Raw genomic sequence first — 17,679 nt, forward strand, 5'->3', positions numbered from 1 at the left:
CATATTGTATATGTGTTAGTTGACACGGCAGGGAAGGAGGGGAGAAGGTGGGGTTGAGTTTTGTGAAGAAGAGTGCTAAATTATGGGTCTGGCTCGGGCCGGGGAAGGACGGGTTTTGGGGCTCGAGGAATAAAGAAGACCCATTGCACATGCACTGCATACAGGAGCCGCGAAGGCGGCCAAGGAACTGTAAGGAGACGGACTGATGGCCATCGTTGTTGACGGCAAAAAGCTGACGGTAGAAGACGTGGTTCACGTGGCGCGAGAGTATGAGACCGTAGAACTCTCCGCGGCGGCGCTGGGCCGGATCAAGGTTTGTCGGGCGTTTTTGGAAAGAAAAGTGGCCGCCAAGGAAATCATGTACGGTGTGAACACCGGCATCGGCGAACTTTCCGAGGTGGTTTTGTCGGAAGATCAGACGAAGGAATTTCAGAAGTACCTGGTGTTCAATCACGCGGCGGGAATCGGCGATCCGATGCCGCTGGAATATGTCCGGGCGGCGATGCTGAGCCGGATTAACGTGCACGCCAATGGCTATTCGGCATGCCGTCCCGAGATCACGCTGACCTATGTGGAGATGTTGAACAAGGGCGTGACGCCGGTGGTGTGCAACAAGGGCAGCGTGGGCGCGTGCGGCGATTTGTCGCCGATGTCGCAGATTGCCTTGTCGCTGATGGGAGAAGGCGAAGCCTTCTACAAGGGCGAGCGGATGAGCACGGCGAAGGCCTTTGAACTGGCGGGAATTACCGCTCCGGGCCTTGAGGTGCGCGATGGTCTGGCGGCGATCAACGGCAGCAATTTCATCACGGGCGTCGGCTGTCTTCTGGTATATGACATCGAGCGCTGGCTGAAGCAGGCGGAAATTGCGGCGGCGATGACACTGGAAGCGTTGCTGGCAAATATGAAGCCGTATGACACGCGGCTGCATCAACTGCGCGGCTTCAAGGGTGCGGTGACAAGCGCGTGGAATATCCGTAAGCTCGTAGAAGGATCGGACCTGACGACGGGCAAGATGAAGGTCAAGGTGCAGGATGCGTACAGCATGCGGTCCACACCGCAGGTGGTCGGCGCGGCTCGCGACCAGCTCCGCTGGACCCGCGAACAGTTCGAAACCGAACTGAACGGCATTGGCGACAATCCGATTTTCTGCGCCGAGGATAACGTGGTGCTGTCCGGGGCAAACTTCCAAGGGTGTCCGGTCAGCGTTCCGCTGGATATGCTCGGTGCGACCGTGACGATGGTGAGCGTGCTTTCCGAGCGGCGGCTGAACCGTCTGCTGCATCCGGCGCTGAGCGTGGGACTGCCCGCCTTTCTGACCAAGGGCGCGGGCATGTACTCCGGCCACATGCTGAGCCAGTACACGGCAGATATGTTGATTGTGGAGCAGCGGATTCTGTCGGCTCCGGCGTGCGTACAGTCGATTCCGGCGGCGGCGGACCAGGAAGACTTTGTAAGCATGGGCTGGAATACGGCGCTGAAGACGCAGCAGATTCTGGACAATGCGTACGGCGTGCTGGCCATTGAGTTCATCGCGGCGGCGCAGGCGCTGGATTTCCGCGAGTTTTCGCCGGGTAAGGGCACGCAGACGGCGCAGAAGGCGGTGCGCGAGGTGGTGGCGCATCTGGATGTGGACCGGCCGTTGTTCAACGACCATAACCATATGAAGGATGCCGTGAAGTCGCTGCATGTGCTGAAAGCCGTGGAAAGCGCTATTGGTGAACTAAAGGCCTACTAACCGGCTTCACTGGAACGAGAGACGGGCACGCAGAAGAGAGGAATCTTCCGCGTGCCCGTCTTGTTTTTATACGAATTCATACGAAATTACGCATTATGTTCGATAAAAGCGAGATGTTTATTGTTGATGTAAACTATGCGCGGGGTGGGAAGGGCGGATGCGGGTTACGTCAGGCGATAGAGTTTACGCTATGAAACGAGGCCGTCGTGTGGGCACGGCAGGGAGTCGTCAAACTCTTTATGATTTATAAAGCTATGTGATCAAGATAATTGTTTGTCGTGGGCCGGAGCATGTGCAGGCTTTATGGGAAGACAATGAGATTCAGAGGATTATCTATTGCATAGGGCGGAAACAATCCGTAACTTTCAAGTTGGGTTATTTGGCACCTCTTGTCTACTGTAGGAATACGGCAACCAAAGGAGAAGCTTCATGAGACGTTCTTTAGGACTGCTGCTTTGTACTTGCATGCTGCTCACAGTAACGTCCACCTTTGCCACTGGGACAGACGCCCTTCCGCTTGGCGTTCAGGATTTTTCCCGATCACAAGCTCACCTGAATGTGACCAAGGGGTCCCCCGAACTGACGACGATTGCTTTGGAATCGCCCGCGGTGGAGACCCAGGAACAGTTGTGGAATTACCAGACATACCAGACCTTCAGCATTGCGGGAGAGTATCCCGTGATGACGACGGGCGGTCCGTCGGTTCCGCAGGTGAGCCGCTTTTACCGGATTCCGAATACGGGCGGCGCGGATCTCGTGATCAACGAAGCCGACTATGAGGTGGTAGACAATGTCAATGCTTTCCCGGTGCAGCCGGAAGAAGCGGGCTTCAATGCCCTCGTGCGCAATGAAGCAGTCTACAGCAAGGATGGCTGGTATCCGGAAAACGTGGCGGTGATGAGCGATCCCATGATCATGCGCGACTTCCGCGTGGTCACGGTCACGCTCTACCCCGTGCAGGTCAATCCGGTCACCCATCAGGCCCGCATCTACCGCAACCTCAGCGTCGATGTGGTCGCCAATAATCATCCCGGCGTCAATGAACTGCTGAATCCCCGCCGCCCTTCGAGCGCGTGGGCGAGTATCTACCGCAATCTGATTCCCAATCTGGACGATATGGCGCTGGATGATGTGACAACGGATCCGGGAAGCTATCTGATTCTGACCAGCAACAATGCGCAGGTCCGGCCGTGGGCGGACACGCTGGCGGAGTGGAAGACGCGCAGGGGATTCAAGGTTACCGTAGACTCCCGTGGGACATGGTCCGCACAGGATGCGATCACGCGGATTCGCACCGCATACACGCAGTTCGATCCTCCTTTGGAGTTTGTCACGTTGATGGGAGATCCGGGCTGGAACGGCGTGGGTATTCCATCGGACGGCGGAAATTATGATCACTCCTTTGCCTTGGGGAATACACAGGACGAACTTGAAGACATCGGCGTGGGCCGGTTGAGTTGCGGCACAGGCAATGCACTGGGACAAGCCATTGCCAAAATCATGGCGTATGAGCGCGAGCCGCATATGCAGAATGCTCAGCAGCAGCCGGACACGATGTGGTTCCGCAAGTCTTACCTGCTGGCGGGTATCGGGAATTCCTGCGCTGGCAATTACCTGGTGATGCGCTGGGCGAAGGATCAGTTCCTGCACAATACAGGTGTGGACAGCAGCACGATTGCTACACACGATGGGGTGATGACGGGGCAGCAGGTGACCGCCTTGCAGACGGCGGTGAACAACGGCATTGGCTACATGCTGTGGCGTGGCAGTTGGCAATTCCAGATGCCGAACACGATTGCGGACGGAACCAGCCCGGCGGGCCGGTTTCCGATCTGCATGTGCGTAACCTGCAATGCCGGCGATTTCACGGGCTCGGGCAATGCCGACAGCCCGGCGGAAGACTGGCTTAGCCCCACGGGCTCTACCTATACGAATCCCAAGGGCGGCGTGGCGGGCATGGGCACGTCGTCAGCGGGAACCATGAACGGCGCGAACGTCGTTCTGGCCGCGGGCCTGATTTACAATATGGCGGATGTGCAGGTGCCGAATCTGGGAACGGCAGTAAACGGAGCGAAGGCACAGCTTTACCTGTCCTTCGGGCCGAGCCACTCCGATCCGCACGGCGGAAACGTGGCACAGAATTTTTCGCGGCTGTTCAATCTGTTCGGCGACCCCGGACTTGAGATGTGGACAGACGTGCCGAAGGTGATGGACGTGACGCATCCGGCAGTCCTGAATGTGGGGGATCGCGCGGTGAGCGTGTCGGTGGTCAATCACGCGACGGGCGCCGCCTTGGATGAAGCGCTGGTGGTGTTGTGGAAGCGAGGCGCGGATTCCACATGGGTAAAGGGGCTGACCGACGGTCAGGGCCGAATCACGCTGCCGGTGGCGGTGGGAACGGCGGGCAACATGTATCTGACGGTGACCAAACGCGGGTATAAACCCTATCTGTTTACGATCCCCTGTGGCCAGGTAGATGCGATGCCCATGAACTGCAGCGTGGTGCTGGATGACGACAACAGCGGCGGCACGCAGGGCAACGGGGACCATTTGATGAACCCCGGCGAGACGATTGACCTGCCGGTATACATCAAGAATTTCGGCAGCACCCTGACAGTGACAGGAATTTCGGCGACGTTGACCAGCAGTGATCCGCGGGTGACGGTGACGAGCGCGACGGCAGGCTATACGGATCTGGCGCCGGGAGACTCGGTGCTGGGTTCAACGCCGTACCGGATCGTGGTCGGCCCCGGAGTACAGAACCATGATTTGATTCTATTGAGTCTTGCGATTGCGTCCTCGGCGGGTCAGACTGTGGGAGCAGTTTCCCTCGAGTGCCATGCGGGCGAGATGCGCAGCGTACGTTCGCGGCTCAGCGCAACGCTGGATCCGGGCGCCACGGCAAACCTGACGGCGGTGGTGCGGAACGTGAGCACAGTGCCCCTCACGGGTGTGACCGGGCACATTACGCCTCTCAGCCCATTTGTGCACGCGGACGACGCGGAAGCGGTGTTCGGAGATATTGCAGCGGGAGCGCTGGATTCCAATACGACGGACGTGTTTACCTTGACGGCGAACACGATGGCGTTTCGCGGCCTGCAGGTTCCGGTGCAGCTCATCCTGAGCACGGCGACCGGTTTTGCGGACACGGTGCAGTTTACAATCAGTGTCGGCTCAGCGGCCACGACCGATCCCACGGGACCGGACGCCTACGGCTACTACGCCTATGACAACACCGACGTGAACTATGAGATGCATCCCACGTACAGTTATGTGAACATCTCCGGCACGGGCGGCACGAACTTGAATCTGAGCGATCCGGGTGACAAGACCGATTGGCAGGCGATGTACTCGACGGCCCGACGACTGCCGTTCGGGTTCAAGTTCTATGGGCAGGTGTACGATACGATTACGGTATGTTCCAACGGCTGGTGCGCATTCGGCAATCAGTCCTATATCGACATGTTCCGCAACTATCCGATCCCGTCGATGGGTGCGCCGAGCGCGATGATCGCGCCGTACTGGGATGACCTGAAGACGAGCGGAACCGGCCAGGGTGTGTGGGTGATGGATGACGCGGCCAATCACCGCTATATTATCCAGTGGAAGGCCGGGGTGGGCAACAACAACTACGGCACGGCGTTGGACTTCGAAGTCGTTCTTTATGATACGACCTTCACACCGACGATGGATGGCAATGGCCAGATCCTGATGCAGTACAATGTCGCGTCGGGAACGAACGTGCCGAACCAGCAGAATGATGAAGCGGAAGGGTGTACGATTGGCATTCAGGCGCCGAATAATACCGTTGGCCTGGGTTATGCGCACCGGATAGATGTGATTCCGGGCTCGGCGACGATTGCAACCGGGCGGGCGATTATGTTTACCACGGAAGCCCGGCACATGTTCGGCGCCATTCAAGGCACGGTCTTAAACGCGGCCGATAATCTGCCGATGGCGGGCGCCCGGGTGAGCGTGAACGGCTATTCTTACCATACGACGACGGACGCCTCTGGACATTATCTGATCCCCGATGTGCTGGTGGGAACGTATGCTTTGAATGCGACCTTCCACCGCTTTAACGCGGATTCCGTGTCGAACATCGTGGTGGCGCTGGATGACACGGCATCGGCTGACTTTTCGCTGCACCATCCGGTGATGGAGCTGTCGGAGACGTCGCTATGGGACAGCGTCGGATCCGATCAGGGCAGCGTGCCGTTGACGATCTCCAATTCAGGCAACGGCCCGCTGGATTACGAAACGAGCATTTTCCTGCACGGCGACCCCAGCCCCAATCCGTGGGATTCGATTGGCAACGTAAGCGTGACGCAGATCACCGGCGATGGAATGCCGTGGGGGTGCGAATTCTTCCATGGCGAATGGTGGGTCAGCGGGCCGGGAACGGCTGGACAGCCGACGCTCTATCGCTTTGACACCGAAGGCAATGCGCATGGATCGGTTCCCCAGCCGGCGACGACAATGTTGGGATGGTTCGATCTGGCCACGGATGGACAGTATCTGTATGGATCGGACAACCATTCGATTACCGGAATCGACACGGCGGGCGTTGTTCAAGTGACAATCCCCAGCCCGCTTAATCCATGCCGGGCGATAGCCTATGATCCTGCGATGGACTATTTCTGGATTGCGGACTATACCTCGGACATTTACGCGATTGACCGGACCGGCGCGGTACAGATTCAGTTGCCGGACACCGCGGGATACAATATTTCGGGCCTGGCGTGGAATGCGAACGACCCCAACGGTTACAAGCTCTATATCTTCAGCCGTGACGGAGCGAACCAGACGCGGATTACGAAGATGGTTCCGACGGCACCTTATGCGCAACAGACGGTGGTGGATCTTCCCGCTCTTGCCGGCGACCGGGCAGCGGGCTGCACGATCACGAACCAGTGGAACAGCACGACGCAGGTGTTTGCAGGCATCGTGCGCGGCGGCGAAGGCGGACGCATTGCCATTCACGAGATGACGTTCAACTCTTCGTGGATGCATGTGCTGCCGTCATCGGCGGCGATTCCGGGACCGGGCTCGCAAAACCTCACCGTGACCTTCAATCCGGACTCCCTGCACGATGCGGTGTATCACGTGGACCTGCATGTGTCCAGCGTGATCTATGATTCGACGGTGATCATTCCGGTGACGCTGGTGGTGCGCCGCACTCTGGCGGCGGGCCATGTGTCGCACGAGATTCCGGCGGAATACGCGCTGCACCAGAACTATCCGAATCCGTTCAACCCCACCACGCAGATCGCGTTCGATCTTCCTAAGGCCGAGCATGTGAGGCTGGCGGTGTACAATTCACTGGGGCAAAAGGTGGCGACGCTGCTGGACGAGACGCGGGCGGCGGGATCGTACGCGGTGAACTGGGATGGACGAACGGGCACGGGCGGCGAAGTATCGACCGGCGTATACTTCTATCAAATTAAAGCAGGCAGCTATACATCCGTCAAGAAGATGCTGTTGATGCGGTAGCGGACAGGTTGGTTCGGGCACTTTGAGCACGGCAGGCCCTTCGTATGCCGGAGGGCCTGCTCTCTTTTCTATCCGCCGGGGACACGATAGACCCGGGGCAGAGATTTGATTTTCACATTTCGGGATGATATGAAAGACGTCATGGTCTGGTGGCGGCCGCTGATTCTGGCGTGCTGCCTGATTGCAGGACCGGCGCGGATGTGTTTGGCCGCCGATCCGGTGAACCTTTTGGATGTGATGCAGCAGGAGCTGCAAAGGTCCATGTCGCACCTTGGACAAAGTAAGGAAGCGCCGCTGTACTATCTCGGGTACACCGTGACGGAACGTCACACCTATGAAGCCCGGATGGTGGATGGGGCCTTGGCAGAGCCGCAATCTACGAACCGGAAGAATCTGGATGTGGATGTGCGCGTGGGCAGCATGGCGCTGGACAATACGCACCAGATCCGCGAGGGGAGCTGGCGGGACAATGATTCCCGGCGGCGGATGGTGGATTTTCCGATGGAGACCGACGCGGCGGCGATTCGCGCGTCCCTGTGGAATGAAACGGAGTTTCAATTCCGTCAGGCGCAGGAACGCTACACGAAGGTGGTGGCCAACCGGCAGGTGAAGGTTGAAGAGCAGGACACGTCGCAGGATTTCTCGACGGCGCAGCCGCAGCAGTTCAGCGAGGCGTTCACGCTGACGGCTGTGGACCAGGGCCGCTGGCAGAGTATTCTGAAGCGCGTGGGCAAGGTGTTCATGGACTCGCCGTTTGTGCAGGAATCCAGCGCGCGTCTGTCGGTGAACGATCAGAACGTGTTTATGGTGAATAGCGAGGGAAGCCGGCTGCAGCACTGCAACCATTACCTTCGGCTGCGGATGACGGTGTCGGGGATGGCGGCGGACGGCATGAAGCTGGAACGCAACGCATCGTACGACGCGGCGACGCCGGAAGGCATGCCGTCCGATGACGTGATGCTGGCGGATGCGCAGCGGATCGTATCGGAGTTGCAGTCCTTGATCAACGCGCCGCTGGTGGAGCCGTACATCGGCCCGGCGATTCTGCGCAGCCGCGCCAGCGCGGTGTTCTTCCACGAAATTTTCGGCCACCGGATCGAGAGTCACCGCCAGAAGAGCGAGACGGAAGGGCAGACGTTCACGAAGAAGGTGGGACAGCCTGTGCTGCCCGATTTCATCAGCGTGTACGACGATCCGACGCAGGCAAAGTTCAAGGGCGTGGATCTGCGCGGCTATTACACCTATGACGACGAAGGCATCCGGGCACAACGGGTGACGGTGGTGGACAAGGGCGTGCTGCGGAATTTTCTCACGTCGCGTTCGCCGATTGCGAATTTCCCACAGAGCAACGGACATGGCCGCCGCGAGTGCGGACAGGACGTGTGCTCACGCCAGGCAAATCTGATGGTGACGTCGGAGAAGGTGGTGCCGTATGAGCAGTTGCGCAAACTGCTGATCGAAACCTGCAAGAAGCAGGGGAAGCCTTACGGGCTGATCTTCGACGACATTTCCGGCGGGTTCACGATGACAAGGCGGCAGGGACCACAGGCCTTCAAGGTGGAGCCGCTGCTGGTGTACAGGGTGTACGCCGATGGGCGGCCTGACGAAGTGATCCGCGGAGTGGATATTGTGGGTACGCCGCTGACGAGTTTCAGCAAGATCATCATGGCCGGCAACGACGACGCGGTGTTCAACGGAACCTGCGGCGCGGAATCCGGGTGGGTGCCGGTATCGGCTATTTCGCCCAGCGTGCTGGTGTCGGAAATCGAGGTGGAGAAGAAGCAGAAGGAGCAGGAGAAGCCGCCGATTCTGCCGCCACCCGGACATGACCCTCAACCCTGACCCCAAAGCTGGAGCAAAACATGCCACGATATACACGCTACGTTTCGGCAGCCGTGCTGGCACTGACCCTGTGCGGCGCAAGCCTTGCGGCGGAGGTCAAGGACCCGGTCTTCAAGGCGATGCAGGATGAACTGGACCGCTCTGTGAACCGGCTGGTGATCGAGAAGATGTCGCGCCCGTACTTCCTCAGCTACCGGATTGAGGACAACGAGCGCGTGGAGATCGGCGCGCGCTACGGTGCGCTGGTGGAATCGCAGCGGTCGAAGGATCGCTATCTGTACGTTGATTTGCGGGTCGGCGACGCGGCGCTGGACAATTCCAATTTTGTCGGCGACTGGGGCGACCTCTACAATATGCGCCATGACCTGGCCGAGGAAGATGATTACCAGGCGCTGCGGCATCAGATCTGGCTGTCCACGGACAAGGCTTACAAGGACGCGCTGGAGAATCTGGCGCGCAAGAAGGCCTTTTTGCAGACACATCCGGCGCAGGAATCCCTCGGGGATTTCGGCAAGGCGGATCATCTGGAGGTGATGGACAAGCCGTATGCCTTGACGGCGGACACAGCGGCGTGGGCGGCATCGGTGCGGCAGGCGGCGGCAGCCTTGCGGGCCTATCCTGCGCTGCAGGATTGGAAGGTGACGTATACGGCGACGGCGGTGACCAAGCGGTATCTGAGTTCCGAAGGAAGCCGCCACATGAAGGGCGCGGTTCAGCAACAGATTGAAGTTTCCGCGACCGCACAGGCGAAGGACGGACAGCGGCTCAGCAGCTTCCGCCGGTTTGTGACGCGCGACGGAGAAAATCCGCCGCAGGGTGAAGACCTGGTGAAGGCCGTGCAGAAGATGTCGGAGGAGTTGACGGCAGCGGTGGCCGCTCCGGCATTGGATGAATACTCGGGTCCGGTGCTGTTTACGGACTACGCATCGGCGCAGGTGATCTCGCAGCTCTTTGCGGAGCAGCTTACGCTGGCGCGGGACGTGCTCACACCGGAAGACTGGATGAGCCAGTATTTTTCGCTGGGCAAATTAGCCGAGCGGATGAACCGGCGGGTGATGCCGGATTTTGTGACGATCACGGATGATCCGAAGACAGCCGAATGGAAAGGCCACCGGCTGCTGGGGCATCAGGTGGTGGATGATGAGAGCGTGCCCAGCCGCACCCTGACGCTGGTGAAAGAAGGGCGGCTGGTGAGCTTGCCCAGCACGCGACAGCCGACGAAGAAGACGCCGGAATCCAACGGCCACGCGCGAACTCTGATCAACCAGTGGACGATTCCGGTGGTGACGAATTTGTTTGTGAAGACGGATAAGCCCGTGGCCGCGCCGCAGATGATGGAGAAACTGCGGCGGCTGGCGAAAGACTCGGGCAACGAGTACGGACTGCTGATCACGCGGCTGGAAGACGAGCGGATTTCCAACGAGTACTCGTGGATGGACGATTCGCAGGACAAGCCCAAGCTGATGACGCAGCCGCTGATTGCCTACAAGGTGTATGCGAAGGATGGGCGGATGGAGCCGGTGCGCGGTCTGATTTTCGATGACGTGACGATCCGCAGTCTGCGCGACATTTCGGCGATGGGCAAAGACGAACAAGTGTACGGCATGCTGCAGCCGACAATGCTGCCGCAGGTCCAATATCCGGTGAGCATCGAGACGCCGTCGATTCTGATCGAAGAGATGGAATTCAAAGCCAACACGGCGCATGAACCGCTGCCGGTGAGCAGCAATCCCCTGTTTGAAAAATGATCCTTTCTAACGCGAGTGAACTTCCAGTGAAACCCTGCACTACCGCCTTGACGGTGCTCCTGCTGTTTTGCCTTACGTCTGTTTTGCCGGTGTCGGCTATGCCGCCGCATCCGGATCTGTTGCAGAAAATCCGGAGCCACGAAGTGGCCGCGCCGTACTACCTGCAGCACTATCAGCAAATTCAGTCCCGCGGGGTGGAATCCCCGACGCGCCGTCCGCTGGTGGATATGCTGCGTCAGCGTTCCCTCGACGAGGATATTAATATGATCGCGATCCTCGTGGATTTCAGCGATCATGGCGCGCATACGGATCCGGTCGGTTTCGACAGCCTGTTGTTTGGAGCGAACACGGGAACGCTGCGCAACTATTATTCGCAGGTCTCCTACGGCAACCTGACGCTGGTGACCCTCAACATGCCCAGCGCGCTGGAATGGCAGCGGGCGCCGCACACCTACAGCTATTACGTGGATGGACAGAACGGATTCGGAAGTTATCCGCAGAACGCGCAACGGCTGGCGGAAGACGCCGTGAACCTCGTGGATCCGCTGGTGGATTTTTCGCAATATGACAATGACGGCGACGGCCATGTGGACGCGCTGTTCATCATTCACACCGGACCGGGCGCAGAGCGGACGGGCCGCGGATCGGATATTTGGTCCCACAAGTGGCAGATGCAGAATCCGCCGCAGGTGGATGGCGTAACGGCGGATGTCTACTCGATGGAGCCGGAGTACTGGGATGTGCCCGGCGATATGACGTGCGGCGTGTACGCGCACGAGATGGGGCATTCGGTGTTTGGATTGCCCGACCTGTACGATTATGACTATGATTCGGAAGGCGTGGGTAATTGGAGCCTGATGGCGGGTGGGTCGTGGAACGGCGGGATGGGCAGCCTGCCGTCCCATCCCGACGCTTGGAGCCGGATCCGCATGGGATTTGTGAACGCGACGAACCTGACATCGAACGTGACTCGCATGGCGATTCCGTCCGTGGAGGCGACGCCGCAGATTTTCCGGATGTGGACGGACGGCCAGCAGGGCAGCGAGTATTTTCTGGTGGAGAACCGGCAGCAGGAAGGCTATGACCGGGGATTGCCGTCCGGCGGCCTGATGATCTGGCACGTGGATGATCAACAGTACGGGAACGACCATCAGTGGTATCCCGGCTATACGGACCAGGGGCATTACCACGTGGCGCTGGAGCAGGCGGACGGCTTCTGGAATCTTGAACACAATGCGGGCCGGGGCGACGCGGGTGATCCGTATCCGGGCGCGCTGGAAAATCATATTTTCAACGTGAACAGCGCACCCAGCAGCGAAGCGTACGATTTGTCGGACTCGCATGTTTCGGTGCGGCACATCAGCGCCTCGGCGGACACGATGTACGCGGGATTTTATGTGAGTTCATCTCCTGACGGCAACCCGGCGTTTGTGTGGATGCCGGACACATCCGTGGTTGCAGGTTCGGACATAGTGATTCCGGTGGGCGTGGAAAATGATCTGAACGGCCGCAACGTGACGTCGCTGCAGTTTACGGTGCACTTCGATTCGACGCTCTTCAGCGCCGTTGCGCCATACGTGATCCGGGGCGGACTGGTGCCGCAATCCTGGAACCTAACGGCGACACCCGCGAGCGGCTCGCTGACGGTGAATGCCTCGGGCAGTGCGCCCCTCAGCGGAAACGGCACGATGCTGTCTTTGCAGCTCCACGCGGCACGGGCGGCGCAGGATAATTCTTGCAGCGCGCTGACGTTTGCCGGATTCACGCTGAATCAAGGGGTGCCTGCGGTAGACACCACCAACGGACGTGTGTACGTGATGGCGTCCCGGATTGTCTTTACGCCGGTGATCCTCGACCTGGACGTGGCGCGCGTAGGCTCGACGGAGGTTTACGATGCGTTCGTGATTCGGAACACCGGCAGCGCGGATCTGGTGCTGGATTCCCTGCATATTCCGGGTTTCATCACGACGGATTTTCACGGGCCGCGAACGGTGGGACCTAACCGCTGGTACCCGGTGCGCGTGCAGTTTGCGCCGACGGAACCGCGGCTGTTCGAGGATACGCTGATTGTTTACAGCAGTGATTACACCAGTCCGAACCGGATGCCGGTGCATGGGCGGGGTGGAGTGCCTGCACTGACGGCATCGGCGACGAGCGTGAATTTCGATACGGTGGAGATCGGTCAGCAGGGAGTACGAACTCTTCAGCTTGCCGACAGCGGATACTGGCCGACGGCGATTCAGAGCCTGCGGCTGGCGGCGGGTTTGGTGTTCTCCGTGGCGGACAGCACGCGTCCGGCGACAGTGCCTGCGCGCGGTGAACGGACGTTGTCTCTGGTGTTTGCGCCGACCGCCGGCGTGTGGAGCGACACACTGATTATCACGCATGATGCGGGTGAGCCGCTGCGCGTAGTGCTGCATGGAGTGGGAGCGGTCCTCCGGACCGACGATCCGAATGGAACGGCGCTGCCGACGGCGTTCGGTTTGTCGTCGAACTTCCCGAACCCGTTCAACGCCACGACGGTGTTGACGTATGCCGTGCCGCGCGCCGCGTGGGTTACGCTGACGGTGTACGATGTGCTGGGCCGGGAGGTGGATGCGCCGGTGAAGGGAATGGCACAGGCAGGTCGGTACACAATCCGCTGGGGCTGCTCCGAATGCGGCAGCGGAATCTACTTCTTCGTGTTGTCCGCCGGCGGTGTGCGGCTGACGCAGAAGGCGATGCTGCTGCGCTGACAGGCGTGACACTTGCACCCATGCCGCCTTCGGCGCGTTGGGATATGAAGAAAGGGCGACCCTGCGGGTGCCCTTTCTTTGTTTGGCGGCTGTGATGCGCGGAAATGGATTATTGTCCGGCGGGTTCCCATACTTTGACGCCGATGGCCTGCTCGAGGTTATAGCGGGCGAGTTCATAAGAATAGAGCGCCTGCAACTGGATGAGGTTGGCTTGGGCCAGCGAGGTCTCGGCATCGAGCAGGTCGACGTTGGTAATGGTGCCATATTGATAGGCGGAACGGGCGACGGCAATGGCGGCGCGGGCGCGTTCGATGCCGACGGCAGCGATGTCGATCTTGCTCTGCGCGGCCTTGACGTCCACAACGGCGCGGCCAATGTCGGACTGAATCTGGCGCTGGATGTTGCGCGTGTTTTCCTGCTGCGAGCGCAGATTAGCGTCGGCTTCCTGCTTGTGGAATTCCTTGCGCTTGCCGGAGAAGACCGGAACGGCGAGCTGCCCGCCCACGGCCCAGTTGCTCACCCACTCATGCAAATGCGGCTCATAACCATTCTTGAAGCCATATTGCGCGAAGGCATTGAGCGCGGGCAGATCGGAAAGGGAAGTGACACGCTGCTGCATACGCGCGGAAGCTTCGGCATCACGCGCGATCTGCAGATCGGTGCGCTGGCGATAGGCGACGGACATGAGGGAATCCTCGTTGACCGTGACCGGAGTGTGCTCCAGAGTGCCGCGAAGTGTAACGGGAGCTTGCGGTGGAAGACCGAGCAGTTCGCGCAAAACGGTGATCTGCTTGTCCAGCATGTTCTGTAAGTCCACCCGCTGATTTTGTGCGGCGGCGACACGAACATCGGTGGTTAAGACGTCGAGGTTGGTGGCGACGCCGGTTTGCACGCGCTTCTGCGCGATGTCATGATGCTCATTCAATGCGGCAATCTGCTGATCCTGCACGGCAAGGGCCTGCTGAAAGTAGACGACGCCATAGAAGGCGCGCGCCGCCTGATAAGCCAGAGTGCTGCGAGCGGCATCGACCGCGTCGGCGGTGACCGCGACACGACTGCGGCTCAGATCGACCTGCGTCGCTGTGCGCTTGAAATCGTAGAGGTTGTAGCGTCCGGTGATGTGCAGATCGTAATTGTCGGCAGGGGCCAGCTCAAAGACCGCACTGCCGAAAGGAATGGAGGGCACCGGACCGATGCGGGCGTAATTTGCAACACCATCCACCGTAGGATAGAGCGCGCTGCGGCTTTGTCCAACGCGGGCCTCGGCAGCGGTGACATCTTCAAGGGCACGCTGCACAGCCGGATGGTTTTGCAGGGCGCGCTGCATGACGTCCTGCACGGTGAGAGTGTCGGCGGCGCGGACGCTCAGCGAGCCGAAGAAAAATGTCAGAAGGAGAACAGACTTATAGAAGCGATTCATCGGGATTCCAGAAATTGGTTCGAAACTTGCCGGCTGCGAGCGCGGCGCTATTCGACAGGAGCGGGAGCATGGCCGCCGCCCTTCTTCTTGCTTCCGCGAAGCAGGAAAATGGGAATCAGACCGAGCATGGTGATTGCCGCGGCGAGGAGAAAATCGTCATTGATGGCCTGTACGAACGCCTGCTGCGCCACATGCGAGGCGATGAGTGCATTGGCGCGCATGGCGGCAACGCCGGATGATCCGCCGACCGCCTGCTGGGCAAACTGCTGCAAGCCGTGCACGAGGCTCTGGAAGAGGGGATCATGCGTATTGACCGCCTGTCCATACATCGCGGTGTGATAGATCATGCGGCGGGTGAGCATGGTGCCCATGATGGCGACACCGAAGCTGCCGCCGATCTGGCGGATGACGTTGAAGAGCCCCGAAGCCTGCGCCATCTTCTCGCGGGGAATGTCGCTTAAGGCCAACGCGCTGAGTGGCGTAAAGAGCAGACCCATCGCTACGCCGCGAATGACGAGCAGCCACATGATGTGGTGGCGCTCTGTGGACAGGGAGAGAAAGCCGTTGAAATAGAGGCTGATGCCGAGCAGCAGAATGCCGATGGCCGCGGGAATTTTGGGGCTGAGCTTGTCCGACACCACGCCGGCCAGAGGCGACATAAAAGCTTGCAGAATGCCGACGGGAAGGAACATGGCGCCGGTTTGCAAAGCGGTGTATCCGAGCGAGTTCTGCAAAAAGAGCGGAAGCAGGAAGGTGCTGCCGAACATGCCAAGGCCGAAAATGAAGAGGATGGCATTGGTGACGGCGAAATTGAAGTTCTTCAGCAGGCCGAGGTCAATCAGCGGATGCTTGATCGTCAACTCCGTAGACATGAAGACCACCAGCCCGAGCAGCGAAAGCGCAAAGCAGGACAGGATGAAGGGCGAGGTCCAGCCGCCGGTGTTCCACGCCGCATTGCCGTCGGAAAGCGCGAGCAACAGAGCGGAGAGAAAGACGGTCATGGAGATGAAGCCCACGAAGTCGAAGGAGCGGGTGTGCTCGGTTTTGTATTCGCGCTGAATGACCAGCGTCACGAACATGGCGAAGATGCCGACGGGGACGTTGACATCGAAGATGGCATTCCAACTGATGTTGTCGACGAGATAGCCGCCGACGAGCGGGCCGAGCGAAACAGAGGCCGCCGCGGAAATAGCCCAGAAGCCGAGCGCGAGGCCGCGCTGCTTGACGGGGAATTCGCGGGTGATGATGGCCATGCCGACGGGCATCAGAAATCCGGCGCCCGCGCCCTGAATGATGCGGAAGATAATCAGCACGTCCTCATTCCAGGCCAGGCCGCAGAGAAACGACCCGAAGGTAAAGAGGAAGAGCGACGCAAAATAGGTGCGCTTGTAACCAAAGTGATCGGCTACCCAGCCCGAGGTGGGGAGCATCACGGCGAAGACGAGCAGGTAGGCGGTGACGACCCATTCGATTTTGTCCACGCTCACGCCGAATGTCCCCATGAGCTTGGGCAGGGCAACGTTGACGATGGTGGCATCGAGCACGGCCATAAAGGTGCCGATCATGACGTTGGCGAGCACCCACCAGCGGTAGGACTCGTGTTCATGATGCAGCGAGGCGAAGCGGCCGATAAGCTTGCCGCGAACGGCGTGATGCGAGAACGGATTCACTGCGAGCGCACTTTCACTTTGACTTCAGCGGACATGCCGGGCAGAAGCTGCACGGGACGGCCATCGGTAACCGGAATTTGTTCAAGGCGGATTTTCACGGGTACGCGTTGAGTGACCTTGGTGAAGTTGCCGGACGCGTTGTTGGGCGGAATCAGGGAGAACTGCGCGGCGGTGTTGGTGCCAAACTGGGTCACATGCCCGGTGAACTGCAGACTGGGATAGGCGTCGATGTGCACCTCCACATTGTCTCCGAGCTTGAGCGAACGCAGTTTGGTCTCTTCAAGATTGGCGGTGATCCATACATCACGCAGGTTGTAGAGCGTAAGGATCGGCTGCGCGGGCTGCACGACATCACCGGGAAGCACCCAGCGCTTGGAGACGACGCCGGTCATGGGCGCGGTAATGGTGGTGTTGCGCAAGGACGTGTCGACGACGCTGATTTGGGCGCGCGACGTGCCGACTTGCGCTTCGGCAATCGCAAGACGCGCCTGTGAAGCTTCATATTCCTTCTGCGCATGGTCAAGGGTTTCAGCGGGAATGACATTGTCCTTGAATTGCGCCTGTGCCCGGCGGTAATCCTGCTCGGCTTTGCTGACGTTCACGCGGGCCAGACGGATATTTTCCTGCGCGAGGTCGAGGGAGGTATGCGCCTGTGCCTGTTGGGCGCGCAGGTCGCTGGCGTCGAGCTGCACGAGGATTTGTCCGGCGGTGACGGAATCGCCTTCATCGGCATTGAGTTGCACGATGCGGCCGAGGACTTTGGAACTGACGGATACGCGGTCGGCATCGACGGCGGCATCATCGGTGGACACGTAATCGCGATTGCCCAGATACCAGCGCCAGGCGAAAAGGCCGATGGCGCCGAGGACAATAACCACGGGGATGATGACTTTCAAGCGGCGGGCGAAGGAACCGGACTTGCCGTTGTTCGCATCGTCGCGCTGTGACCTGCCATTGGCGTCGGCTGGGTTGGCCTCGGCGCCGTTGGTTTGAGCGACAAATGTCTGGTCCTTACGGGACTCCTGATCCATGCCTG

The 17,679-nt window shown here is 59.6% G+C and carries 8 protein-coding genes; 5 read left to right on the forward strand and 3 right to left on the reverse strand.

Annotation, left to right across the window (positions count from 1 at the left end):
- Nucleotides 1–205: 205 nt before the first annotated feature.
- The 5 genes from VGL38_09800 (at nt 206) to VGL38_09820 (ending at nt 13,553) form a co-directional block, all read left to right on the forward strand.
- Nucleotides 206–1,735 (forward strand): aromatic amino acid ammonia-lyase, encoded by a 1,530-nt coding sequence (locus VGL38_09800; protein HEY3295721.1) that lies wholly within the window; start codon nt 206–208, stop codon nt 1,733–1,735.
- Between the two features lie 429 nt (nt 1,736–2,164).
- Nucleotides 2,165–7,228, forward strand: a complete 5,064-nt coding sequence (locus VGL38_09805) for a C25 family cysteine peptidase (protein HEY3295722.1) — start codon at nt 2,165–2,167, stop codon at nt 7,226–7,228.
- 129 nt (nt 7,229–7,357) lie between these two features.
- Nucleotides 7,358–9,070 carry a metallopeptidase TldD-related protein gene (locus tag VGL38_09810; GenBank protein ID HEY3295723.1) on the forward strand — a complete coding sequence of 571 codons (1,713 nt, stop codon included), beginning with the start codon at nt 7,358–7,360 and terminating at the stop codon, nt 9,068–9,070.
- 20 nt (nt 9,071–9,090) lie between these two features.
- The gene (locus tag VGL38_09815) at nt 9,091–10,818 is read left to right on the forward strand and encodes a metallopeptidase TldD-related protein (GenBank protein HEY3295724.1); all 1,728 of its coding nucleotides are present in this window, start codon (nt 9,091–9,093) and stop codon (nt 10,816–10,818) included.
- A 26-nt stretch (nt 10,819–10,844) separates the two neighbouring features.
- Nucleotides 10,845–13,553: a M6 family metalloprotease domain-containing protein gene (locus tag VGL38_09820; protein ID HEY3295725.1), complete on the forward strand. Its 2,709-nt coding sequence runs from the start codon at nt 10,845–10,847 to the stop codon at nt 13,551–13,553.
- 109 nt (nt 13,554–13,662) lie between these two features.
- Here the strand turns inward: VGL38_09820 and VGL38_09825 are convergent, their stop codons facing one another.
- The 3 genes from VGL38_09825 to VGL38_09835 are packed head-to-tail and all read right to left on the reverse strand — an operon-like array spanning nt 13,663 to nt 17,674.
- On the reverse strand, nt 13,663–14,973 hold the full coding sequence (locus VGL38_09825) for a TolC family protein (GenBank protein ID HEY3295726.1): 1,311 nt from the start codon (nt 14,971–14,973) through the stop codon (nt 13,663–13,665).
- Between the two features lie 47 nt (nt 14,974–15,020).
- The gene (locus VGL38_09830) at nt 15,021–16,643 is read right to left on the reverse strand and encodes a DHA2 family efflux MFS transporter permease subunit (protein ID HEY3295727.1); all 1,623 of its coding nucleotides are present in this window, start codon (nt 16,641–16,643) and stop codon (nt 15,021–15,023) included.
- Nucleotides 16,640–17,674: an HlyD family secretion protein gene (locus VGL38_09835; GenBank protein HEY3295728.1), complete on the reverse strand. Its 1,035-nt coding sequence runs from the start codon at nt 17,672–17,674 to the stop codon at nt 16,640–16,642. The genes VGL38_09830 and VGL38_09835 overlap by 4 nt, the downstream gene beginning before the upstream one ends.
- Nucleotides 17,675–17,679: the final 5 nt, after the last annotated feature.

Source organism: bacterium (assembly GCA_036504735.1).
Lineage (GTDB): Bacteria > Electryoneota > RPQS01 > RPQS01 > RPQS01 > DASXUQ01.

Bases quoted from the DNA above. Each gene is read 5' to 3' on its own strand.
- VGL38_09805 (HEY3295722.1), top strand. From the start codon at position 2,165: ATGAGACGTTCTTTAGGACTGCTGCTTTGTACTTGCATGCTGCTCACA.
- VGL38_09810 (HEY3295723.1), top strand. From the start codon at position 7,358: ATGAAAGACGTCATGGTCTGGTGGCGGCCGCTGATTCTGGCGTGCTGC.
- VGL38_09815 (HEY3295724.1), top strand. From the start codon at position 9,091: ATGCCACGATATACACGCTACGTTTCGGCAGCCGTGCTGGCACTGACC.
- VGL38_09800 (HEY3295721.1), top strand. From the start codon at position 206: ATGGCCATCGTTGTTGACGGCAAAAAGCTGACGGTAGAAGACGTGGTT.
- VGL38_09835 (HEY3295728.1), bottom strand. From the start codon at position 17,674: ATGGATCAGGAGTCCCGTAAGGACCAGACATTTGTCGCTCAAACCAAC.
- VGL38_09825 (HEY3295726.1), bottom strand. From the start codon at position 14,973: ATGAATCGCTTCTATAAGTCTGTTCTCCTTCTGACATTTTTCTTCGGC.